This window comes from Neoroseomonas soli (genome assembly GCF_018129065.1).
Lineage (GTDB): Bacteria > Pseudomonadota > Alphaproteobacteria > Acetobacterales > Acetobacteraceae > Neoroseomonas > Neoroseomonas soli.
Map to the genome: position 1 here is coordinate 1 of NZ_JAAEDM010000003.1, position 17,939 is coordinate 17,939.

Below are 17,939 nucleotides of genomic sequence, written 5' to 3' on the forward strand. Positions count from 1 at the left end.
ACCGGCGCCAGCGCCGCGCCCGCGCCGATCAGCGCCGCCCGCGCCAGCCGCGCCGGCGCCCGGTCGTCCGTGTAGAGCCGGGCGATCGCGTTGGTCCCCAGGAACATCGGCAGCGTCGCCCGCCGGTGGGCCGAGGCGTAACCGGCCAGCACCCCGGCCTCGCCCGGATCGGCGGCCCGGCGGATTCGCGCCGCCAGCACCTCCGCCCCCGAAAGCCCGAAATTGAACCCGTGCGCCGTGACGGGATGCATGCCCACCGCGGCATCCCCCAGCAGCGCGAAGCGCCGTCCGGCGAAGCGGTGCGCATAGACTGCCACCAGCGGATAGGCATGCCGCGTCGCCACCAGGCGCATCTGCCCGAGCCGCGCCTCGTAGCGCTTCGTCACCTCGGCGCCGAACTCCTCCGGCGTCATCGCCATCAGCCGTTCCGCCTTGTGCGGCGGCAGGGTCAGCACGACAGAGGAGACCTCCCCGTTCAGCGGCAGCATGGCGATGGTCTGCCCGTGGCCGAACCATTCCGTCGCGATGCCCTCGTGCGGCTGTTCGTGCGACACCCGCGCGACGATCATGGTGCGCCCGAAATCGAGCATGGCGGCGCCGATGCCCGCCCGCCGGCGCGATTCCGAAAAGCGGGAATCGGCGGCGACGACGAGGCGCGCCCGCACCTCCTGCCCGCCGTCGAGCGTCACGCGCGCCTCCTTCGGCAGCAGCGCCAGCCCGGTGACGGACCGCCCGGCCACCAGCCGCGCGTCCTGTCCGGCCGCGGCGCAATCGAATAGCGCGCGGCGGATCAGGTGGTTCGGCACCAGCCGGCCCAGCGGCTCGCCATCCGCCCCCGGCGCGAAGTGCAGCGCCAGCGGGGAGGCGCCATTGATCACCTTCGCCTCGCGCAATGGCGCCGTCTCGGCGGCCGGGATGCGCTCCCAGGCACCGACGTCGCGCAGGATGGCCTGGGAACGGTGGGTCAGCGCGATCTCACGCCCGTCGAAGGCGGGGTCGGCGATCGCGGCCTCCGGCGCCCGTTCCAGCAGCGTGACCTTGAGCCCGCTGCCCTCGAGCGCGCAGGCCAGCGCCAGCCCCGCCGGCCCCGCCCCGATGATCGCGACATCCGTGTCCATGCCGTCCCATCCCCCCGGACGGCCCGCGCCGTCCATGATCCAGCGCAACCGGCGCCTTGGCCCTACTCGTCCTCGTCCATCGCCTGCCCGGCGCGGTGCCGTCGCAGCAGCGCGAAACCGAGCGCCGCCGACACCACGAAAAGCCCCGCCGCCAGCGCAAGCTGCCACGCCCCATCCACCCGGACGCCCTTGCCGAGCAACGCGAAGACCACCGTCTGCGGCAGGTACCCGATGGCCGAGGCCGCCAGGAAGGGCCAGGCGCTGATCGCCGCCATCCCCGCCAGCAGGTTCAGCGCGAGGTTGTTGCCGATCGGCAGCAGCCGCAGCGCCAGCGTCGCGTTGAAGGGGCTGCCCGCCAGCACGTCCCGCAGCGGCCGCAGCCGGTGTCCGTAGCGGCCGGCCAGCCGGCGTTCCGCCCAGCCCCGCCCGACCGCCCTCGCCCAGCCATAGGACAGGCCGCAGCCCGCCACCTGCGCGATCAGCGAAAGCAGCGTGCCCTCCACCGCCCCGAAAGCGTAGCCCGCGAGGAACGCCACCCCCTGGCGCGGCGCGCCGGCGGCGGTGACGGCAGCCCCGATCGCGATGAAGACCAGGTCCCCGAGCAGCCCCTGCCCGAGCACCCAGCGGTCCACCCAGTCCGTGCCCGGCGCCAGGCCGATGCCGCGCAACAGGAACCCCGCCGCCACCAGCCCGGCCGCGAGGGTGGCCAGTTTCAGCAGCGCCGCGCGGCGCCGGGCCGCCGCCGCCAGGGCGGTCATGGCCCCTCGTCGCGCTCGATCACCGGCCGGCGGCCGCGCCGCTGCAGCCAGGCCACGCCGACCAGGTCGAACAGGCCGACCATCAGCCGGTCCAGCGTGCCGTAGTTGGACGCGCCGCGCACGCGCGGCCGGTGATTCACCGGCTCGCTGACCACGGTGCCGCCGGCGCGCAGGGTGAGCGCCGGCAGGTAGCGGTGCATGTGGTCGAACTGCGGGAATTCGAGGAACAGGTCCCGCGGGAAGACCTTCAGCCCGCAGCCGGTATCCGGCGTCGCGTCCTTCAGCAGGCGCGACCGCACGGCGTTGGCGATGCGGCTGGTGTAGCGCTTCATCCCGCTGTCCCGCCGGTTCACCCGGTGGCCGGCGACCAGGGTGCGGCGCCCTGCGGCGGCCTCGGCCTCGGCGCGGGCGAGCAGGCGGGGGATGTCGGCGGGGTCGTTCTGCCCGTCCCCGTCCAGGGTTGCGATCCAGCGGCCGCGCGCGGCCTTCACCCCGGTCACGACGGCGGCGGACTGGCCGCAGGAGTCGCGGTGGCGGATCGCGCGCACCGGCGCGCCGGCGGCCCGTGCCTCGCGCAACGCATCGGGCGTGCCGTCGGTCGATCCGTCGTCGACATAGACGATCTCATGCGGAACTGGCCCGAGCGCGGCCTCGATCTCGGCCACCAGGGGCGCGATGTTGGGCGCCTCGTTGCGGACGGGGATGACGACGGACAGCAGAGGGGGCGCGACGATATCCGGCGCCGCCTCGGCGGGCACGGAACCGGCGCTGGGCGCGGGAACCATGCGGCGGGCGGTAGCAGCCCGGCCCCGCCCCCGCAAGCAGCCCGGACGAACGGGGCACCCCCCGTGCGTCGGGCCGGCGCCTCCCCTATATCGCGCGGCATGCCCTTCGATCCCCGCAGCCAGACCCTCCCTTCCGCCGAGGATTCCGCCGACCGTCGCCGCGCCGTGGCGCGCTGGCTCCTCTTCGTTGCGGGGTTGGTCTGGATCATGATCGCGATCGGTGGGGCCACGCGGCTGACCGGTTCCGGCCTGTCCATCATGGAATGGGCGCCGATCACGGGCTTCCTGCCGCCGCTCTCGGACGCGGAATGGAACCGCCTTTACGATCTGTACCGGACCATTCCGCAGTATCAGCTCATGAACCAGGGCTTCGGGTTGGAAGGGTTCAAGGAAATCTTCTGGCTGGAATGGATCCACCGCTTCTGGGGACGGCTGATCGGCATCGCCTATGTGGCGGGGTTGGCGTGGTTCTGGCTGCGCGGACGGGTGCCGGCGGAGCTTAAGCCGCGGCTGCTGCTGCTGCTGGCGCTCGGCGGCCTGCAAGGGGCGGTGGGCTGGTTCATGGTCGCCTCGGGCTTCGAGGCCGACCGCACCGCAGTTTCCCCATATCGCCTGGTGATCCATCTCGGCATGGCGCTGCTGCTTTATGCCGTGCTCCTCTGGACCGCCTTGACCCTTGTGCGACCCGCGCCCGAGCCCAACCCCGCCCCGCCCGCGCTGCGCCGCTGGGCGCATGCTGCGGCTGGGCTCGCGCTGCTCGCCATGCTGGCGGGCGGCTTCGTTGCAGGCATCCGGGCCGGTTTCGACTACAATACCTTCCCATTGATGGAGGGACGCCTGGTGCCCGAAGGCTATTGGCGCCTGGAACCGGCGTGGACAAACCTCGCGACCAATATCGCGGCGGTGCAGTTCAACCACCGGCTGCTCGCGACGGCGGCGCTTGCCGCTTCCGCGTGGGCCGCGCTGCTGGCTTGGCGCAGCCTGCCGCGCGGGCGCGTCCGCGGCGCGGTGACGGGCCTCGGGATCGCCATCGTGCTGCAATACTCGCTCGGCGTTGCCACGCTGCTCGCCGTGGTGCCGGTCTGGCTCGGCACGCTGCACCAGGCCGTCGCCGTGCTGGTGCTGACCGGCGCCATCCTGGCCATGCACGCGCTTCGCCGCCCGGCGGCGACGGTCCCCTCCGGGTGACGGCGGAAAACGCCGCGCTGCGGGCCCTCGGGGCCCTGCCACACCCAGTCCTCGTGATGGATGGCGAGGATCGGCTGATCCTGGCCAATGGCGCGCTGTGGCGGGAGGTCGGCGCCGATCCCGCCCGCTTCCCTGCCGGTACGCCGCTGCGTGACATCCTTAGTCTCCTCGCCTTCCGCGGGCTGCTCGGCCCGGGCGACCCCGCCGCGCTGGCGGCCGAAGCGCTGGCGCAGGACCGCAGCACCGCGCGTGTCTGGCACAAGTGCAGCGCCGACGGCGCGCGCCTCGCGGAGGTCACGACCCTGCCGCTGCCCGGCGGCGGCTTCGTGCTCTGCTCGATCGACATCACCACCCTGCAGCGCGCCGAGGGCCATGCGCGCGCCACAGCGGCGCTGCTGGAACGCGTGCTCGGAGCCCAGCGCGGCGGCGTCGCCCTGTTCGACAAGGCGCAGCGCCTGGTCCTGCACAACCCCGCCTATCGACGCCATTCGGGCGCCACGCCGGAGCTCCTGGCCGGCCACCCGACCCTGCGCGAGATCATGGAAGGCCTGGCAAAAGCCGGCGAGTTCCTCACCAGCGAAGGTCGCGAACATTTCGCCACCGGCGTCTCCGCCGACCGCCGCAAGCCGCGCGTCGCCGAGCGCGAGCGCGCGGATGGCTTGATCGTGCGCTTCGCAAGTTCGCCGCAGTCCGATGGCGGCTTCCTGATCGAGGCCGACGACGTCACCGAACTGCGCCGCACCGAGGACGAGGCCCGCCGCCGCGCCGCCCTCATCGACGGCGTGCTCGAGGCGCTGCCCCACGGCATCTGCGTCTGGACGCACGACCGGCGCGTGGCGCGGTTCAACACCGCCTATGTCCGGCTGATGGAAGGCGCGCCGCTGTGGGTCGGCGACACGCTGCAGGATGTCATCCGCCGTCGCGCCGAAGCCTGCGAATACGGACCGGGCGAGGCGGCGGAGGTCTATGCGCGGGAGATTGCGCGCGACACCTCCCGCCCGCAGGAACGGCGACGCCTGCGCCCCAACGGCACCACGCTCGACGTCCGCACCGCACCGCTGCCCGATGGCGGGCACGTCTCCGTCATCACCGACATCACCGCCGTCTGGCGGGCCGAGGAGGAGGCGCGCCGGCGCGCCGCGGTGCTGGAAACCGCGATGGCCTCCATGCGGCACGGCCTCATCGTCTACGGCCCCGACCGGAAGGTGATCACCGCGAATGCGCTCGCCGGCGCGCTGGCCGGGCACGAGCCCGGCGAGATCCGCCCGGGGCGGAGCGTCGACGACCTGGTCACGCTGCTTCACGTCACGGGACGTCTCGGGCCGGATGGCGACCGGCTGGCGCGCGCGGCGCTGGAACTCGACCGCAGCAAACCCTATCGCGGCGTGCGGAAGACGCCCGAGGGGCGCGTGCTCGAGGTCTCCTCCGACCCGACGCCCGATGGCGGCTTCGTCGTCACCCATGTCGACATCACCGCGCTCGCCACGGCGCAGGCGGAGGCCGAGCGCCGCGCCGGCATCCTGCAGGTGATGCTCGACAACATCCGTCACGGCATCTGCCTTTTCGACGCCGAGGGGCGGGTGGTCATGGCCAATGCCCTGGCCGCCGCCATGACCGGCCTGCAGCCGGAGGCCTTCCGCCCCGGCCGGACCGTCTTCGAACTGCGGCAGGATCAGATCCGCGCGGGCGAATACGTCTCGAACAGGGACATGGAGGTGGTCCTCGGCGAGCGCCTGGCGGACCCGCTGCGCGCCCCGGACCGGTATATCCGTCGCCGCGCCAACGGCCTCATCGTTGAGGTGACGACCGACCGCACGCCCGATGGCGGCTACGTGCGCACCTACAGCGACGTCACGGAGGACTGGCGCATCCGCGACGAACTCGAAAGCGCCCGCATCGCGGCCGAGGCGGCCAGCCAGGCGAAGTCCCGCTTCCTCGCGACCATGAGCCACGAGTTGCGCACCCCCCTCTCGGCCGTCATCGGCTTCGCCGAGACCCTCCTGGCCGACCCGGCACCGGAGCAGGTCGCCGAATACGCCGAAGCGGTGCGCGACGCCGGGCGGCAATTGCTCTCGCTGATCGAGGACATCCTCGACGTCGCCCGCGCCGCCGGCCCGCAGGACGCGGCGGCCCGGATGCCGGTCGATGTCGTCGCGCTCGCCGCCTCGCTCCGCGAGGCGATGCGGAGCGCGGCAACGGAGGCGCACCTCACGCTCGACGTCGAGGCCACGCCGGACCTGCCGCATGCCGTCTGCGACGAGCGGCGGCTGCGCCGCATCCTGCTCGCCCTGCTCGACAACGCGGTGAAATTCACCCCGCCAGGCGGGCGGGCCAGCATCACGGTGACACCGGAGGAAGGGGGCGGCCTCGCCTTCCGAATCACGGACACCGGCATCGGCATGCCGCCCGAGCAGATCCCGCGCGCCTTCGAGCCGTTCACCCAGCTCGAATCCTCCCATGCGCGGCGCTTCGCCGGATCCGGCCTCGGCCTGCATCTGTCGCAGGTGCTGGCAGAAGCCATGGGCGCGACCCTCAACCTGGAGAGCGCCCCCGGCCACGGCACCACCGCCACCCTTCGCCTGCCGCCGGGGATCACCATCTCCCCGACAGCCGCGACCCAGGAGACGACATGAGCGCCCTTGCCACCACCGATGCCCTGTTCTTCGGCATGCTCGACCGCGATGCGGCCGAGCGCCGCCTGCGCGAGGCGACGGCGGGCTGCGAGGACGGCGAGCTCTTCCTGGAATACCGCGAGAGCGAGGCGATCTCGCTCGAGGACGGGCGCATCCGCTCCGCCTCCTACGACGCGACGCGCGGCTTCGGCCTGCGCGCCGTGGCGGGTGAGGCGGCGGGCTACGCCCATGCCGGCGAACTCTCCGACGCCGCGCTCGCCCGCGCGGCGGAGACGGTGAGGACAGTGCGCCAGGGCCGCTCCGGCACGCTGGAGACCGGGCCGCGCGCGACCAATGCCCGCCTCTATTCCGACGCCAATCCGCTTCCGGCGATGGATTTCGCCGCCAAGACCACGCTGCTGCAGGAGATCGACGCCTTCGCCCGCGCGCGCGACCCGCGGGTGGTGCAGGTGATGGCCTCGATCTCCGGGGAATGGCAGGCGGTGCAGATCCTGCGTCCGGACGGCCAGCGCGTGGCGGACCTGCGCCCGCTGGTGCGCATGAACGTCTCGGTCGTGGTGGAGGCCAACGGGCGGCGCGAGACCGGATCCTTCGGCACCGGCGGCCGCTTCGACTACGGCCGCATCCTCTCGGAGGCGCAGTGGAAGGCCGCGGTGGAGGAAGCCTTGCGCCAGGCACTGGTGAACCTCGACAGCGTCCCCGCCCCGGCGGGCGAGATGGAGGTGGTGCTCGGCCCCGGCTGGCCCGGCATCCTGCTGCACGAGGCGATCGGCCACGGGCTGGAGGGCGACTTCAACCGCAAGAAGACCTCCGCCTTCGCCGGGTTGCTCGGCCAGCGCATCGCTTCCCCCGGCGTGACGGTGGTCGATGACGGCACCCTCCCCGACCGGCGCGGTTCGATCACGGTGGATGACGAGGGCACCCCCTCCGGCCGCACCGTGCTGATCGAGGACGGCATCCTGACCGGCTTCCTGCAGGACCGGCAGAATGCGCGGCTGATGGGCGTGGCGCCGACCGGCAACGGCCGCCGCCAGTCCCACGCGCATATCCCGATGCCGCGCATGACCAACACGGTGATGCTCGGCGGCGCCCATACTCCGCAGGACGTTCTGGCGAGCGTGAAGCGCGGCCTCTACGCCGTGAACTTCGGCGGCGGGCAGGTGGACATCACCAGCGGCAAGTTCGTGTTCAGCGCATCCGAGGCCTATCTGATCGAGAACGGCAGGATCGGCGCGCCGGTGAAGGGCGCGACGCTGATCGGCAACGGACCGGATGCGCTGACCAAGGTGACGATGGTGGCCAACGACATGGCGCTCGACCCCGGCATCGGCACCTGCGGCAAGCAAGGCCAGGGGGTGCCGGTAGGCGTGGGGCAGCCGACGCTCAAGATGGCCGGGCTGACGGTGGGCGGCACGGCCGTCCGCTGACGCGTTTCCTCGCGGCGGATGCAACGCAGTGCGGAGACCGGCACGGTTCCGAGGGGCGAGGATTATCCCGACCCCGCCGCAGTCGATGCCGCGGCGGATGGCACTCCCGGGGCCATGGTCAAAACCTGCCACCTGGCGCGGTGGTTGGTCAGGTGGAGAGCGCGGCACTCATAGGAACTGGCGGACAGGGAGGGATTCGAACCCTCGATACGCTTTTGACGTATACGCACTTTCCAGGCGCGCGCCTTCGACCGCTCGGCCACCTGTCCGGAGGGCGCGGAACATAATCAGGCTGCGGCCGCAGGGCAACCCACCAACCGCAGCCTTTTCACATCAATCTGCGAACTGCCCCGCCGCCTGGATCAGCGGCCGCCACTTGGCGATATCCGCCTGCCAGAACTCGCGGTGGATCTGCGGCGTCGCCCGCGCCACAGGCACCGGCGCCGTGCCGAGATCGGCGAAACGCCGCGCAATCCCTTCATCCTGCAGCGCCTTCACCAGCGCCTGGTTCAACCGCGCGACGATCGGCGCCGGCGTGCCCTTCGGCGCATAGAGGCCATGCCACACGCTCACCTCGAAGCCCGGCAGGCCGCCCTGCGCGGAGGTCGGCAGATCAGGCAGCGCGGCGATTCGCTCGGGCGTCGTCACCGCGAAGGCGCGCACCGTGCCGGCGCGGATCTGCTCGGTCGTGTTGGTGGTCTGGTCGCACATGATATCCACCGTGCCGGCGACCAGGTCGTTCATTGCCGGGCCCGTGCCGCGATAGGGCACGGTCGTCATGCGCGTATCGACCGCCTTCATCAGCAGCAGGCCACAGAGGTGGCTCGCGGCGCCGATGCCGGCATTGGCGTAGTTCAATCCCTCACCGCGCCGGCGGATCAACGCGACCAGCTCGGCCAGGCTGTTCGCCTCGATGTTGCGGCGGGCGATTAGCGTCATCGGCACCTCGGTCACCAGGCCGAGAGTCTCGAAGCCGCCCACCGGGTCGTAGGAGAGGCGGCGGTAGAGCGTCGGGATCGTCGCCATGCCGATGTGATGCAGCAGGACGGTATGGCCATCCGGCCGCGCCTGCGCGACGCGCTGCGCGCCGAGCGTGCCGCCGGCGCCGCCGACATTCTCCACCACCACCGGCTGGCCGAGCTCGGCGCTCATGGCCTGCGCGATCAGCCGGCCGACCGTGTCCGTCGGGCCGCCGGCCGCGAAGGGGATCACCATCGTGACCGGACGGGACGGGAAGGCCTGCTGGGCCAGGGCCGGTGCGGCGAGCGCGCCGGACGCCGTAATGGCGAGCGCGGCCAGGCCGCGGCGTGAGAGATGAAGCATGATGTCTCCTCGGCGACGGGCTTGCGTGGCCCGTGATTGTTCTTTGATTCGTCAATGGGTACTCAGCCACCCGGCGTCAAGTCACACGGGCGGGTGGCGCCGATCCGTCGCCGGTCTCGCCCCCCGATCAACCCGATGCCAGGCGACCGGGAGGCGACGGCTCAGGCGTCCATCTTCAGCGCGGCGATGAAGGCGCTCTGCGGGATCTCGACCTTGCCGAACTGCCGCATGCGCTTCTTGCCCTCCTTCTGCTTCTCGAGGAGCTTGCGCTTGCGGCTGATGTCGCCGCCATAGCACTTCGCGGTGACGTCCTTCGACAGGGCGGAAATCGTTTCGCGCGCGATGACGCGCCCGCCGATCGCCGCCTGGATCGGGATCTTGAAGAGCTGGCGGGGGATCAGTTCCTTCAGCTTCTCGCAGATCTGCCGGCCGCGGCGTTCCGACTGGCTGCGGTGCGCCATGAACGACAGCGCATCCACCGGCTCGTTGTTCACGAGGATGGAGATCTTCACGAGGTCGCCCTCGGCATAGCCGTCCATCTGGTAGTCGAAGGAAGCGTAGCCGCGGCTGACCGACTTCAGCCGGTCGTAGAAGTCGAACACCACCTCATTCAACGGCAGGCGATAGACCAGCATGGCGCGCGCGCCGACATAGGTCAGTTCCACCTGCTGGCCCCGGCGTTCGTTGCACAGCGCGAGCACCGGGCCGAGGTAGTCGTCCGGCAGCATGATGGTCGCCTTGATCCACGGCTCCTCGATGTGGTCGAGCAGGCTGCCATCCGGCATGTCGGCCGGGTTGTGCAACTCGTACATCTCGCCGCTGGTCTTGTGCACCTTGTAGACGACCGAGGGCGCCGTCGCGATCAGGTCGAGGTCGAACTCGCGCGACAGGCGTTCCTGGATGATTTCCAGGTGCAGCAGGCCGAGGAATCCGCAGCGGAAGCCGAAGCCGAGCGCGGCAGAGGTTTCCATCTCGAAGTGGAAGGAGGCGTCGTTGAGCCGCAGCTTCGCCAGCGACTCACGCAGCTTCTCGAAGTCGTCCGCATCCACCGGATAGAGGCCGCACCACACCACGGGAATGGAGGGCTTGAAGCCCGGCAGCGGCTCGTCCGCGGGACTGCGGTCGTCGGTGATGGTGTCGCCGACATTGGTGTCGGCCACCGTCTTGATGGCGGCGGTGACGTAGCCCACCTCGCCCGGCCCGAGGCTGTCCATCGGCGTCAGCTTCGGCTTGAAGACGCCGACCTGCTCGATGGTGTGCACCGCGCCGTTCGACATCATGCGGATGCGCTGGCCCTTCTTCAGGTGCCCGTCCTTCACCCGCACCAGGATCACCACGCCGAGATAGGCGTCGTACCAGGAATCGACGAGCAGCGCCTTGGTGGTGGTGCTGGCGTCGCCCTTCGGCGGCGGCAGGCGCTGCACGATGGCCTCGAGCACGCCCTCGATGTTCAGGCCGGTCTTGGCGCTGATCATCACCGCGTCGGAGGTGTCGAGGCCGATCACATCCTCGATCTGCTGCTTCACGCGGTCGGGCTCGGCCGCCGGGAGGTCGATCTTGTTCAGGACCGGCACGATCTCGTGCCCCGCATCGATCGCCTGATAGACGTTGGCGAGCGTCTGCGCCTCGACCCCCTGGGAGGCATCGACCACCAGCAGGGACCCCTCGCAGGCCGCGAGCGAGCGGCTCACCTCATAGGCGAAGTCCACATGGCCCGGCGTGTCCATCAGGTTCAGGACGTAGGTCTTGCCGTCCTTCGCCGGATAGGTCAGGCGCACGGTCTGCGCCTTGATGGTGATGCCGCGCTCGCGCTCGATGTCCATGTTGTCGAGTATCTGCTCCTTCATCTCGCGCTGGGTCAGCGCGCCGGTCTGCTGGATCAGACGGTCGGCGAGCGTGGACTTCCCATGATCGATATGGGCGATGATGGAGAAGTTGCGGATCAGTTCGAGCGGCGTGTCGGTCATGGGAATCCGAGGAAGGGCCGGCGCCGGGTGACGCTCGGCCGTCTGCGCGGGGAGATAAGGCAGAAGTGCCGCGAGTCCAACCTTTCCGGCGCCATTCGGTGCGGGTTCGGACCTACCCGGCGGCCGGGCGCGGCAGCATCGGCGCCAGCCGCCACATCGCCACCGCCCCGAGCAGCGGCCCGATGCCCAGCAGCGCGAAGCCCCAACCCGGCCCGAGCTCCGCCATGGCGACAGGCAGCAGCGCGATGGTCCCCGCCGTCAGCAGGAAGCCCAGGGAGGTCTGCACCGTCAGCATGGTCCCGACGTAATCCGGCGGGGACAGGCTGACGATGCAGGCCGAGAATTGCGCCGAATCCGCCACCACCGTGAACCCCCAGAGGAACGCCAGACCCAGCGCCAGCGCGGGCCAGGCCGAAGCCGGCCCGATCAGCACCGCGCAGGATCCCGACGCCACCATGCAGAGCGCGGCGACCCTCGCCCGGTTCCACCGGTCCGCCACCAGTCCCGCCAGCACGCAGCCAGCGGCGCCCGCCGCCAGCACGCCGAACACCCAGGTCCCGACATACGGCCGCCCCAACATCGAGGCCAGGAACACCCCGATCCAGGCCCACATGGCATAGAGTTCCCACATGTGCCCGAGGTAGCCGAGGTTCGCGAGGCGCAATCCCCGGTTGCGCCAAGCCTCCAGCACCTGCGCCGGGTGGAAGGGCGGGCGGGCGCCGAGCAGCGGCCCCGCCCGGAATGGCAGGATCAGCGCCCCGCCCGCCGCCGCCAGCACCCCGGCCCCGGCATAGGCGGTGCGCCAGTCGAGGCTGCCTGCAACCTCCGGCAGCAGATGCGGCAATCCGGAACCCAGCGTGACCGCCCCGACCACGATGCCGATCAGCAGCCCGAGATCGCCCTTCGCCCAGGACGCCGCCAGCTTCATGCCCACGGGATAGACGCCGGCCATGGCCGCACCGGCCACGAAGCGCAGGGCGAAGGCCGCCCCGCCCGCCGGCGCCGCCTGCGTCTGCGCCAGCGTCGCGACCGCGGCGAGCAGCGCGCAACCAAGGAACAGCCGCCGTGCGTCCATCCGGTCGGCCAGCGACAGCACCGCGCTGACCAGCGTTCCGGCGACGAAGCCGAGTTGCACGCAGGCCGTCAGCCAGGCCGCCCGGCCCGGCGAGATGAGCCCCTGCCCGATCAGCGACGGCACCGCGACCGTCCCGGCGAACCAGACCGACAGCACCAGCACGATCGCCGCGGCCAGCAGCGCCAGGTTCAGGCGCTTGCCGTCCGCGGCGGCGGTCATGCGCGGAGCACCGCCCCGGTGGCCTTGGCAACCGCCGCCACCACGCGGTCCGCGACGGATTCGATCTGCGCGTCGGTCAGCGTGGCTTCCCGCGGCTGGATCGTGACCTGGACGGCGAGGCTCTTCGACCCCTCCGGCACGCCCTTGCCCTGGTAGACGTCGAACAGCGAGACCTCGGCGATCAGCGCCTTGTCCGCCCCGCGCGCGGCGCGCAGCACGGCTTCGGCGGCGACCTTGTCCTCCACGATGAAGGCGAAGTCGCGCCGCAGCGGCTGGAAGGCCGGCAGGTCGGGGGCACCCTTCTTGCGACGCTTCGGCTCGGGGACGGCGTCGAGAAAGACCTCGAAGGCCACCGCCGGACCCGGCAGGTCGAGGGCGGCGAGCACCTTCGGGTGGATCTCGCCGAAGGTGGCGAGCACCGTCTTCGGCCCCTGGCGGACCACGCCGGAACGGCCGGGATGGTAGAAGCCCGGCGCGTCCGTCGTCACCTGCAGCGCCGCCATCGGCACGCCGAGCGCGGTGAGCACCGCCAGCGCGTCGCCCTTCGCGTCCAGCGCATCGACGCCGCGCGACGCTTCCGCCCAGTGGCGCGGCGTGGAGCCGTGACGTACGCCCGCCGCCACCGAGGCCTGACCGTCCGGCGTGACGTCGCGATAGGCGGCGCCGAGCTCGCACAGCGCCACATCCGCGAAGCCGCGCGCCGCATTGCGGGATGCCGCGAGCAGCAGGGAGGCGACCGGCGTCGGCCGCATCTGGTCGAGATCGGCGGCGATCGGGTTGACCAGCCGCAGGGCCTCGGGCGTGGCGCCGAACAGGGCGGCGGTCTTCGCCTCCATGAAGGCAAAGGTGACGCTTTCCTGCATGCCGCGCGCAGCCAGCACGCGGCGGGCGAGCGCGGCGCGCGCCTGCTTCGGCGTGAAGGCCGGCGGCGGGATGACGGCGAGCGCCGGCAGCGAGACCGCCGGCACGGCATCGAGACCGCCGAGGCGCAGCACTTCCTCGACCAGGTCGCATTCCGGCTCGATGGCGGCGCAGCCCTCGGCGGCCTTGGCGGCGCGGGCCGGGTCGAGGCCCGCGAACTGCGCCAGGGCACCGCCCCCAGCACGGTAGGAGGAGAGGTCGGAGGCCACGTCGTTGCGCCAGGACGGCACCGCGACGGTGACGCTCGCCGCATCCCGCGCCTGCACGGCGAAGCCGAGGCGCTGCAGGCGCGCGACGGATTCATCCGCCGGCAGGTCGAGGCCGCCGTAGTCGCGCACGCGGTCGAAGCGCAGCGTGGCGGAACGCTTCCAGGACGGCTGCGCGCCCGCTTCAGACACTTCGCTCGCCTCGCCGCCGCAAAGCTCGATGATCATGCGCGTCGCCGCTTCCAGCGCATCGGGCAGGAAGGCCGGGTCGAGGCCGCGCTCGAAGCGCGCGCGGGCGTCGGTGCGGACATCATGGCGACGGCCGGACAGCGCGATGCGCACCGGATCGAACAGCGCGCATTCGATGAAGCATTCGGTCGTCGTCTCGTCGCAGCCCGAATGCTCGCCGCCGATGACGCCGCCGAGGGCTTCCGCACCAGCCGCGTCCGCGATCACGCCATCCTCGGCCGTCAGCGCGTATTCCTTGCCGTTCAGCGCGGTCAGCGTCTCGCCGTCCCGCGCCATGCGCATGGTCAGGTCGGTGCCCTTCACCTTCGCCACGTCGAAGACATGCAGCGGGCGGCCGAGGTCGAAGGTGAAGAAGTTGGTGATGTCCACCAGCGCGGAAATCGGGCGCAGGCCGATCGCGGTCAGGCGGTCCTGCAGCCACTTCGGCGAAGGCCCGTTCTTCACGCCACGAACGGCGCGACCGAGCACCCAGAGGCAGGCGCGCGGATCCTCGATCTTCCAGTTCAGCGGCGACTTGTAGGCCGGCGCCGCCGCCGGAGCCGACCACGGCTTCAGCGTGCCGAGACCCGCCGCCGCCAGGTCCCGCGCGACGCCGCGCACGGACAGTGCATCGCCACGGTTCGGCGTGACGCTGATCTCGATGATCGGATCATCGAGCCCCGCCCACTTCACGTAGGATTCGCCGAGCGGCGCATCGGCCGGCAGGTCCACGATGCCGGAGTGATCGTCGCCGAGGCCCATCTCGCGGGCCGAGAGCATCATCGCTTCCGACTTCACGCCGCGGATCTCGCCGACCTTCAGCGTGACGCCAGTGCCGGGGACGTATTCGCCCGGCAGCGCGGCGACGCCCATCATGCCCGTGCGCGCATTCGGCGCGCCGCAGACGACGGAACGCTCGACGCCGTCGCCGATATCGACGCGCAGGTGGCGCAGCCGGTCGGCATTCGGGTGCTGCACCGCCTCGATGACGCGGGCGATGCGGAAGGTGGCGAGCGCGGCGCCGCGATCCTCGATGCCTTCGACCTCGAGGCCGATGGCGTTGAGCGTGCGGGCGATCTCGTCGATGCCGGCCTCGGTGTCGAGGTGGTCGCGCAGCCAGGAGAGAGTAAACTTCATCGGGTCAGCCTCGTCTTCCTGGAGGGGCCTTGCCCCTCCAGACCACCCCACCAAAGGCCGAAAGGCCTTTGGAAACCATCACATGGCGCCCCACCGCCGAGGGTGGCGCGGTATCGGGTTCCGAGGGCCTTTCGGCCCTCGGCGGGGGAGCGCGAGGGGGCGGCGCCCCCTCGCACGTCACACCCCTTCATGCAGCGTCGCCGGCGCCAGCGGATCCGCGCCGTAATGCCGCAGCCAGCGGATATCGGCCTCATAGAACGGCCGCAGGTCCGGGATGCCGTGCTTGAGCATGGTGATGCGCTCGATCCCCATGCCGAAGGCGAAGCCCTGCCACTCGCGCGGGTCGATGCCGCAATTCGCCAGCACCTTCGGGTGGACCATGCCGGAGCCCAGGATCTCCAGCCAGTCGCCGCCCTTGCCGAGTTCGCCGGTCTTCCGGCTCCAGCCGATGTCCACCTCCATGGAGGGCTCGGTGAACGGGAAGTAGGACGACCGGAACCGCACCGGCAGGTCGGCGATGCCGAAGAAGGCGCGCAGGAAGTCGATCAGGCAGCCCTTGAGATGCCCGAGCGTGATGCCGCGGTCGATCACCAGCCCCTCGACCTGGTGGAACATCGGCGAATGCGTCGCGTCATGGTCGGCGCGGTAGGTGCGGCCGGGAACGATGACGCGGATCGGCGGTTCCTGCGCGATCATGGTGCGGATCTGCACCGGGGATGTGTGGGTGCGCAGCACCGGGCGCTTCCCGTCCGCTTCCGGCAGGTAGAAGGTGTCGTGATCCTGCCGCGCCGGGTGGTGGTCGGGGATGTTGAGCGCGCCGAAATTGTACCAGTCGCCCTCGATGTCCGGCCCCTCGGCGACCTTGAAGCCCATGGCGCCGAACAGGGCGGTCAGTTCCTCCATGGTCCGCGCGATGGGGTGGATGCCGCCATCGGATGCAGTGCCGGCTGCGAAGGGGCGCGGCGGCAGCGTCACGTCCATGCGCTCGGCGGCGAGGCGCGCGTCCAGCGCCGCGGCATCCAGCACCAAGCGGCGGGCGTCGATCGCCGCCTCGATCGCTGTCTTCAGCCGGTTCAGCGCGGCGCCGCGCTCCTTGCGCTGGTCGGCGGGGACGGCGCCCAGCCCCTTGAGCAGCGCGGTCAGGCTGCCGGACTTGCCCATCACCCCCACGCGCACGGCATCGAGCGCACGGAGGTCGGCGGCGGCCGCGAGTGCGGCCTCGGTCTCGGCCTGCAGGGAAGCAAGGTCGTCGGTCATTGGCACCATGTCCGGAAAGCACGAAGGGCCGCGCCCCGTCGCCGGGAAGCGGCCCTTTGCTAAACGCTGAGGAGGCCCGGGGGAACCCCCGGATGACGAGACACGCCTGAGCCGGTTTCGCGAAACCTGCGGCTCGCCGATCGGCGAGCCGAGGCCGCGAATGCGGCCCGCGGCTAGTGCCGCGAGGCCAAGGCGGCCGGATGGCCGCCGCCCGGCGCCTGAGGGGCGCGCGCGGTGCGCGCGCGCACCATCAAGCCAGCTTCGCCTTCGCCTTCTCGACCAGCGCCGCGAAGGCCGCCGGTTCGTCGAAGGCCAGCGCCGCCATCACCTTGCGGTCCATCTCGATCCCCGCCGCCTTGATGCCGGCGATGAAGCGGGAATAGGTCAGGCCGTGCTCACGGACCGCGGCGTTGATGCGCTGGATCCACAGGCCGCGGAACTCGCGCTTCCGGTTGCGGCGGTCGCGATAGGCGTACTGCAGCGCCTTCTCGACGCGCTCGAGCGCGGGGCGGTAGGCGGTCGAGGACCGGCCGACATAACCCTCGGCGAGCTTGAGAACCTTCTTGTGACGGGCGTGCTTGGTGACGCCGCGCTTTACACGAGCCATGGTGCGTCCCCTTCCTTACCGATCCAGCCCGTAGGGCAGCCACTGCTTCACGGTATCGCCATCCTGCTTGTCCAGGACGTACATGCCGCGATTCTGGCGCTTCATCTTGTTGGTCTTGGCTGTCAGCATGTGGCGCTTGTTGCCGGCGCCGGCCTTGACCTTGCCCGTGGCGGTCAGTCGGAAGCGCTTCTTCACGCTCGACTTCGTCTTCATCTTGGACATTTGGCCCTCCTGTGGGGTCGGCACGTCCCGCTTCGCTCCCGGCAGGCCGGGGCCGCACCATGCGGCGGGGACGCGTGTTCCCGGCCGGGCATGTCCATGGGGCCACGACGCGGGAGGCGGGCGTATAGACCCCGGCGCCGACTGCCGCAACCCTGCCCCCCCCCGCAACGGAGCCTTTATCTTCCGAGGTGTCTGATGGGTGCGCCCCCTTTCCCGAGGCCAGCCCCTTGCCGCCCGAGACCGCCGAGACGATCCGCACCGCCCTCGCCCCCGACTTCGCCGCGCTGCGCGCCTTCATGGACCGCCGCATCGCGGAACTCAGCGCGGAGGTCGCTGCCTCCGTCCAGTTGCTGGGGATGAGCGAGGAGAACCTCGCCGCCCGCATCACGGAGGTCCAGGCCCAGATCGCCCGGCTGATCGCCATCCCGGCCTCCGGCGCCCGCAATTCCGGCCTGGAGCTCGAAGCCGTGGTCCAGGCCACCGAAACCGCGGCCGAGACCATCCTCGAAGCCGCCGAGGCGATCCAGTCCTGGCTGGACGATGCCCCACAGGATGCCGCCTCGCTCGCCGTGCTGACCGAACGGGTGAACGCCATCTTCCAGGCGTGCTCCTTCCAGGACCTGACGGGCCAGCGCATCCGCCGCGCCATCCGCCAGTTGCAGCAGGTGGAAACCATCCTGGACGGCCTGGTGCCGGGCCTCGTGCCGGCCGATGCCCCACGGCTCGAGGTCCACGGCGCCGCACCCACCATCGCCGACCCCGCCACCGCCGGCCCGGACCTCGCCCAGGCCGAGATCGACCGGTTGCTGAACGGCTGAACGCCGCGCGTGGCAGTCCCGCGCGCTAAGCCCTTGGATCGCGAGGCCCG

General features: G+C 71.3%; 14 protein-coding genes and 1 tRNA gene. 4 read left to right on the plus strand and 11 right to left on the minus strand.

From position 1 onward, the window contains the following. The 3 genes from ubiM to GXW76_RS01560 all read right to left on the minus strand — a co-directional run. Window positions 1-1,118 (minus strand): 5-demethoxyubiquinol-8 5-hydroxylase UbiM (gene ubiM / locus GXW76_RS01550; RefSeq protein ID WP_211860229.1); only part of this gene is annotated, 1,118 nt, incomplete at its 3' end. 62 nt (window positions 1,119-1,180) lie between these two features. After that, window positions 1,181-1,876, minus strand: coding sequence for a TVP38/TMEM64 family protein (locus tag GXW76_RS01555; RefSeq protein ID WP_211860230.1), 696 nt, complete (start codon window positions 1,874-1,876; stop codon window positions 1,181-1,183). Then, complete coding sequence (locus tag GXW76_RS01560; protein ID WP_211860231.1) at window positions 1,873-2,661, minus strand: glycosyltransferase family 2 protein; 789 nt, start codon at window positions 2,659-2,661, stop codon at window positions 1,873-1,875. The genes GXW76_RS01555 and GXW76_RS01560 overlap by 4 nt, the downstream gene beginning before the upstream one ends. A 99-nt stretch (window positions 2,662-2,760) precedes the next feature. Between GXW76_RS01560 and GXW76_RS01565 the strand changes: the two genes are divergently transcribed. The 3 genes from GXW76_RS01565 to tldD are packed head-to-tail and all read left to right on the plus strand — an operon-like array spanning window position 2,761 to window position 7,909. Continuing rightward, window positions 2,761-3,849: a COX15/CtaA family protein gene (locus GXW76_RS01565; RefSeq protein ID WP_211860232.1), complete on the plus strand. Its 1,089-nt coding sequence runs from the start codon at window positions 2,761-2,763 to the stop codon at window positions 3,847-3,849. Further along, window positions 3,846-6,482 (plus strand): sensor histidine kinase, encoded by a 2,637-nt coding sequence (locus GXW76_RS01570; RefSeq protein ID WP_338150863.1) that lies wholly within the window; start codon window positions 3,846-3,848, stop codon window positions 6,480-6,482. Before GXW76_RS01565 ends, GXW76_RS01570 begins: the two co-directional genes overlap by 4 nt. Then, window positions 6,479-7,909: a metalloprotease TldD gene (tldD, locus tag GXW76_RS01575; RefSeq protein WP_211860234.1), complete on the plus strand. Its 1,431-nt coding sequence runs from the start codon at window positions 6,479-6,481 to the stop codon at window positions 7,907-7,909. The genes GXW76_RS01570 and tldD overlap by 4 nt, the downstream gene beginning before the upstream one ends. A 178-nt stretch (window positions 7,910-8,087) precedes the next feature. Here tldD and GXW76_RS01580 read toward each other — a convergent pair. The 8 genes from GXW76_RS01580 to rpmI form a co-directional block, all read right to left on the minus strand. After that, window positions 8,088-8,178 (minus strand) — tRNA-Ser (locus GXW76_RS01580). Between the two features lie 64 nt (window positions 8,179-8,242). Beyond that, window positions 8,243-9,232: a tripartite tricarboxylate transporter substrate-binding protein gene (locus tag GXW76_RS01585; protein WP_211860235.1), complete on the minus strand. Its 990-nt coding sequence runs from the start codon at window positions 9,230-9,232 to the stop codon at window positions 8,243-8,245. A gap of 161 nt (window positions 9,233-9,393) precedes the next feature. Further along, window positions 9,394-11,199 carry a translation elongation factor 4 gene (gene lepA, locus GXW76_RS01590; RefSeq protein ID WP_211860236.1) on the minus strand — a complete coding sequence of 602 codons (1,806 nt, stop codon included), beginning with the start codon at window positions 11,197-11,199 and terminating at the stop codon, window positions 9,394-9,396. A gap of 112 nt (window positions 11,200-11,311) precedes the next feature. After that, the gene (locus GXW76_RS01595; RefSeq protein WP_211860237.1) at window positions 11,312-12,493 is read right to left on the minus strand and encodes an MFS transporter; all 1,182 of its coding nucleotides are present in this window, start codon (window positions 12,491-12,493) and stop codon (window positions 11,312-11,314) included. Continuing rightward, entirely contained in the window at window positions 12,490-14,985 is a 2,496-nt protein-coding gene (gene pheT / locus GXW76_RS01600) for a phenylalanine--tRNA ligase subunit beta (RefSeq protein ID WP_211860238.1), read from the minus strand. Before pheT ends, GXW76_RS01595 begins: the two co-directional genes overlap by 4 nt. Before the next feature lie 177 nt (window positions 14,986-15,162). Further along, entirely contained in the window at window positions 15,163-16,242 is a 1,080-nt protein-coding gene (pheS, locus tag GXW76_RS01605; RefSeq protein ID WP_211860239.1) for a phenylalanine--tRNA ligase subunit alpha, read from the minus strand. A 250-nt stretch (window positions 16,243-16,492) separates the two neighbouring features. After that, the gene (rplT, locus tag GXW76_RS01610; protein WP_211860240.1) at window positions 16,493-16,849 is read right to left on the minus strand and encodes a 50S ribosomal protein L20; all 357 of its coding nucleotides are present in this window, start codon (window positions 16,847-16,849) and stop codon (window positions 16,493-16,495) included. Window positions 16,850-16,864: 15 nt separating this feature from the next. After that, complete coding sequence (gene rpmI, locus GXW76_RS01615) at window positions 16,865-17,071, minus strand: 50S ribosomal protein L35 (protein WP_168040549.1); 207 nt, start codon at window positions 17,069-17,071, stop codon at window positions 16,865-16,867. A gap of 227 nt (window positions 17,072-17,298) precedes the next feature. Here rpmI and GXW76_RS01620 point away from each other — a divergent pair, with 227 nt between their 5' ends. Further along, complete coding sequence (locus GXW76_RS01620; protein WP_211860241.1) at window positions 17,299-17,889, plus strand: hypothetical protein; 591 nt, start codon at window positions 17,299-17,301, stop codon at window positions 17,887-17,889. Window positions 17,890-17,939: the final 50 nt, after the last annotated feature.

What these genes read in the sequence shown, in the direction of transcription:
- GXW76_RS01560 (WP_211860231.1), bottom strand. Translation starts at nt 2,661, where the DNA reads ATGGTTCCCGCGCCCAGCGCCGGTTCCGTGCCCGCCGAGGCGGCGCCG.
- tldD (WP_211860234.1), top strand. Translation starts at nt 6,479, where the DNA reads ATGAGCGCCCTTGCCACCACCGATGCCCTGTTCTTCGGCATGCTCGAC.
- GXW76_RS01595 (WP_211860237.1), bottom strand. Translation starts at nt 12,493, where the DNA reads ATGACCGCCGCCGCGGACGGCAAGCGCCTGAACCTGGCGCTGCTGGCC.
- rpmI (WP_168040549.1), bottom strand. Translation starts at nt 17,071, where the DNA reads ATGTCCAAGATGAAGACGAAGTCGAGCGTGAAGAAGCGCTTCCGACTG.
- GXW76_RS01585 (WP_211860235.1), bottom strand. Translation starts at nt 9,232, where the DNA reads ATGCTTCATCTCTCACGCCGCGGCCTGGCCGCGCTCGCCATTACGGCG.
- rplT (WP_211860240.1), bottom strand. Translation starts at nt 16,849, where the DNA reads ATGGCTCGTGTAAAGCGCGGCGTCACCAAGCACGCCCGTCACAAGAAG.
- GXW76_RS01555 (WP_211860230.1), bottom strand. Translation starts at nt 1,876, where the DNA reads ATGACCGCCCTGGCGGCGGCGGCCCGGCGCCGCGCGGCGCTGCTGAAA.
- pheT (WP_211860238.1), bottom strand. Translation starts at nt 14,985, where the DNA reads ATGAAGTTTACTCTCTCCTGGCTGCGCGACCACCTCGACACCGAGGCC.
- pheS (WP_211860239.1), bottom strand. Translation starts at nt 16,242, where the DNA reads ATGACCGACGACCTTGCTTCCCTGCAGGCCGAGACCGAGGCCGCACTC.
- GXW76_RS01565 (WP_211860232.1), top strand. Translation starts at nt 2,761, where the DNA reads ATGCCCTTCGATCCCCGCAGCCAGACCCTCCCTTCCGCCGAGGATTCC.
- lepA (WP_211860236.1), bottom strand. Translation starts at nt 11,199, where the DNA reads ATGACCGACACGCCGCTCGAACTGATCCGCAACTTCTCCATCATCGCC.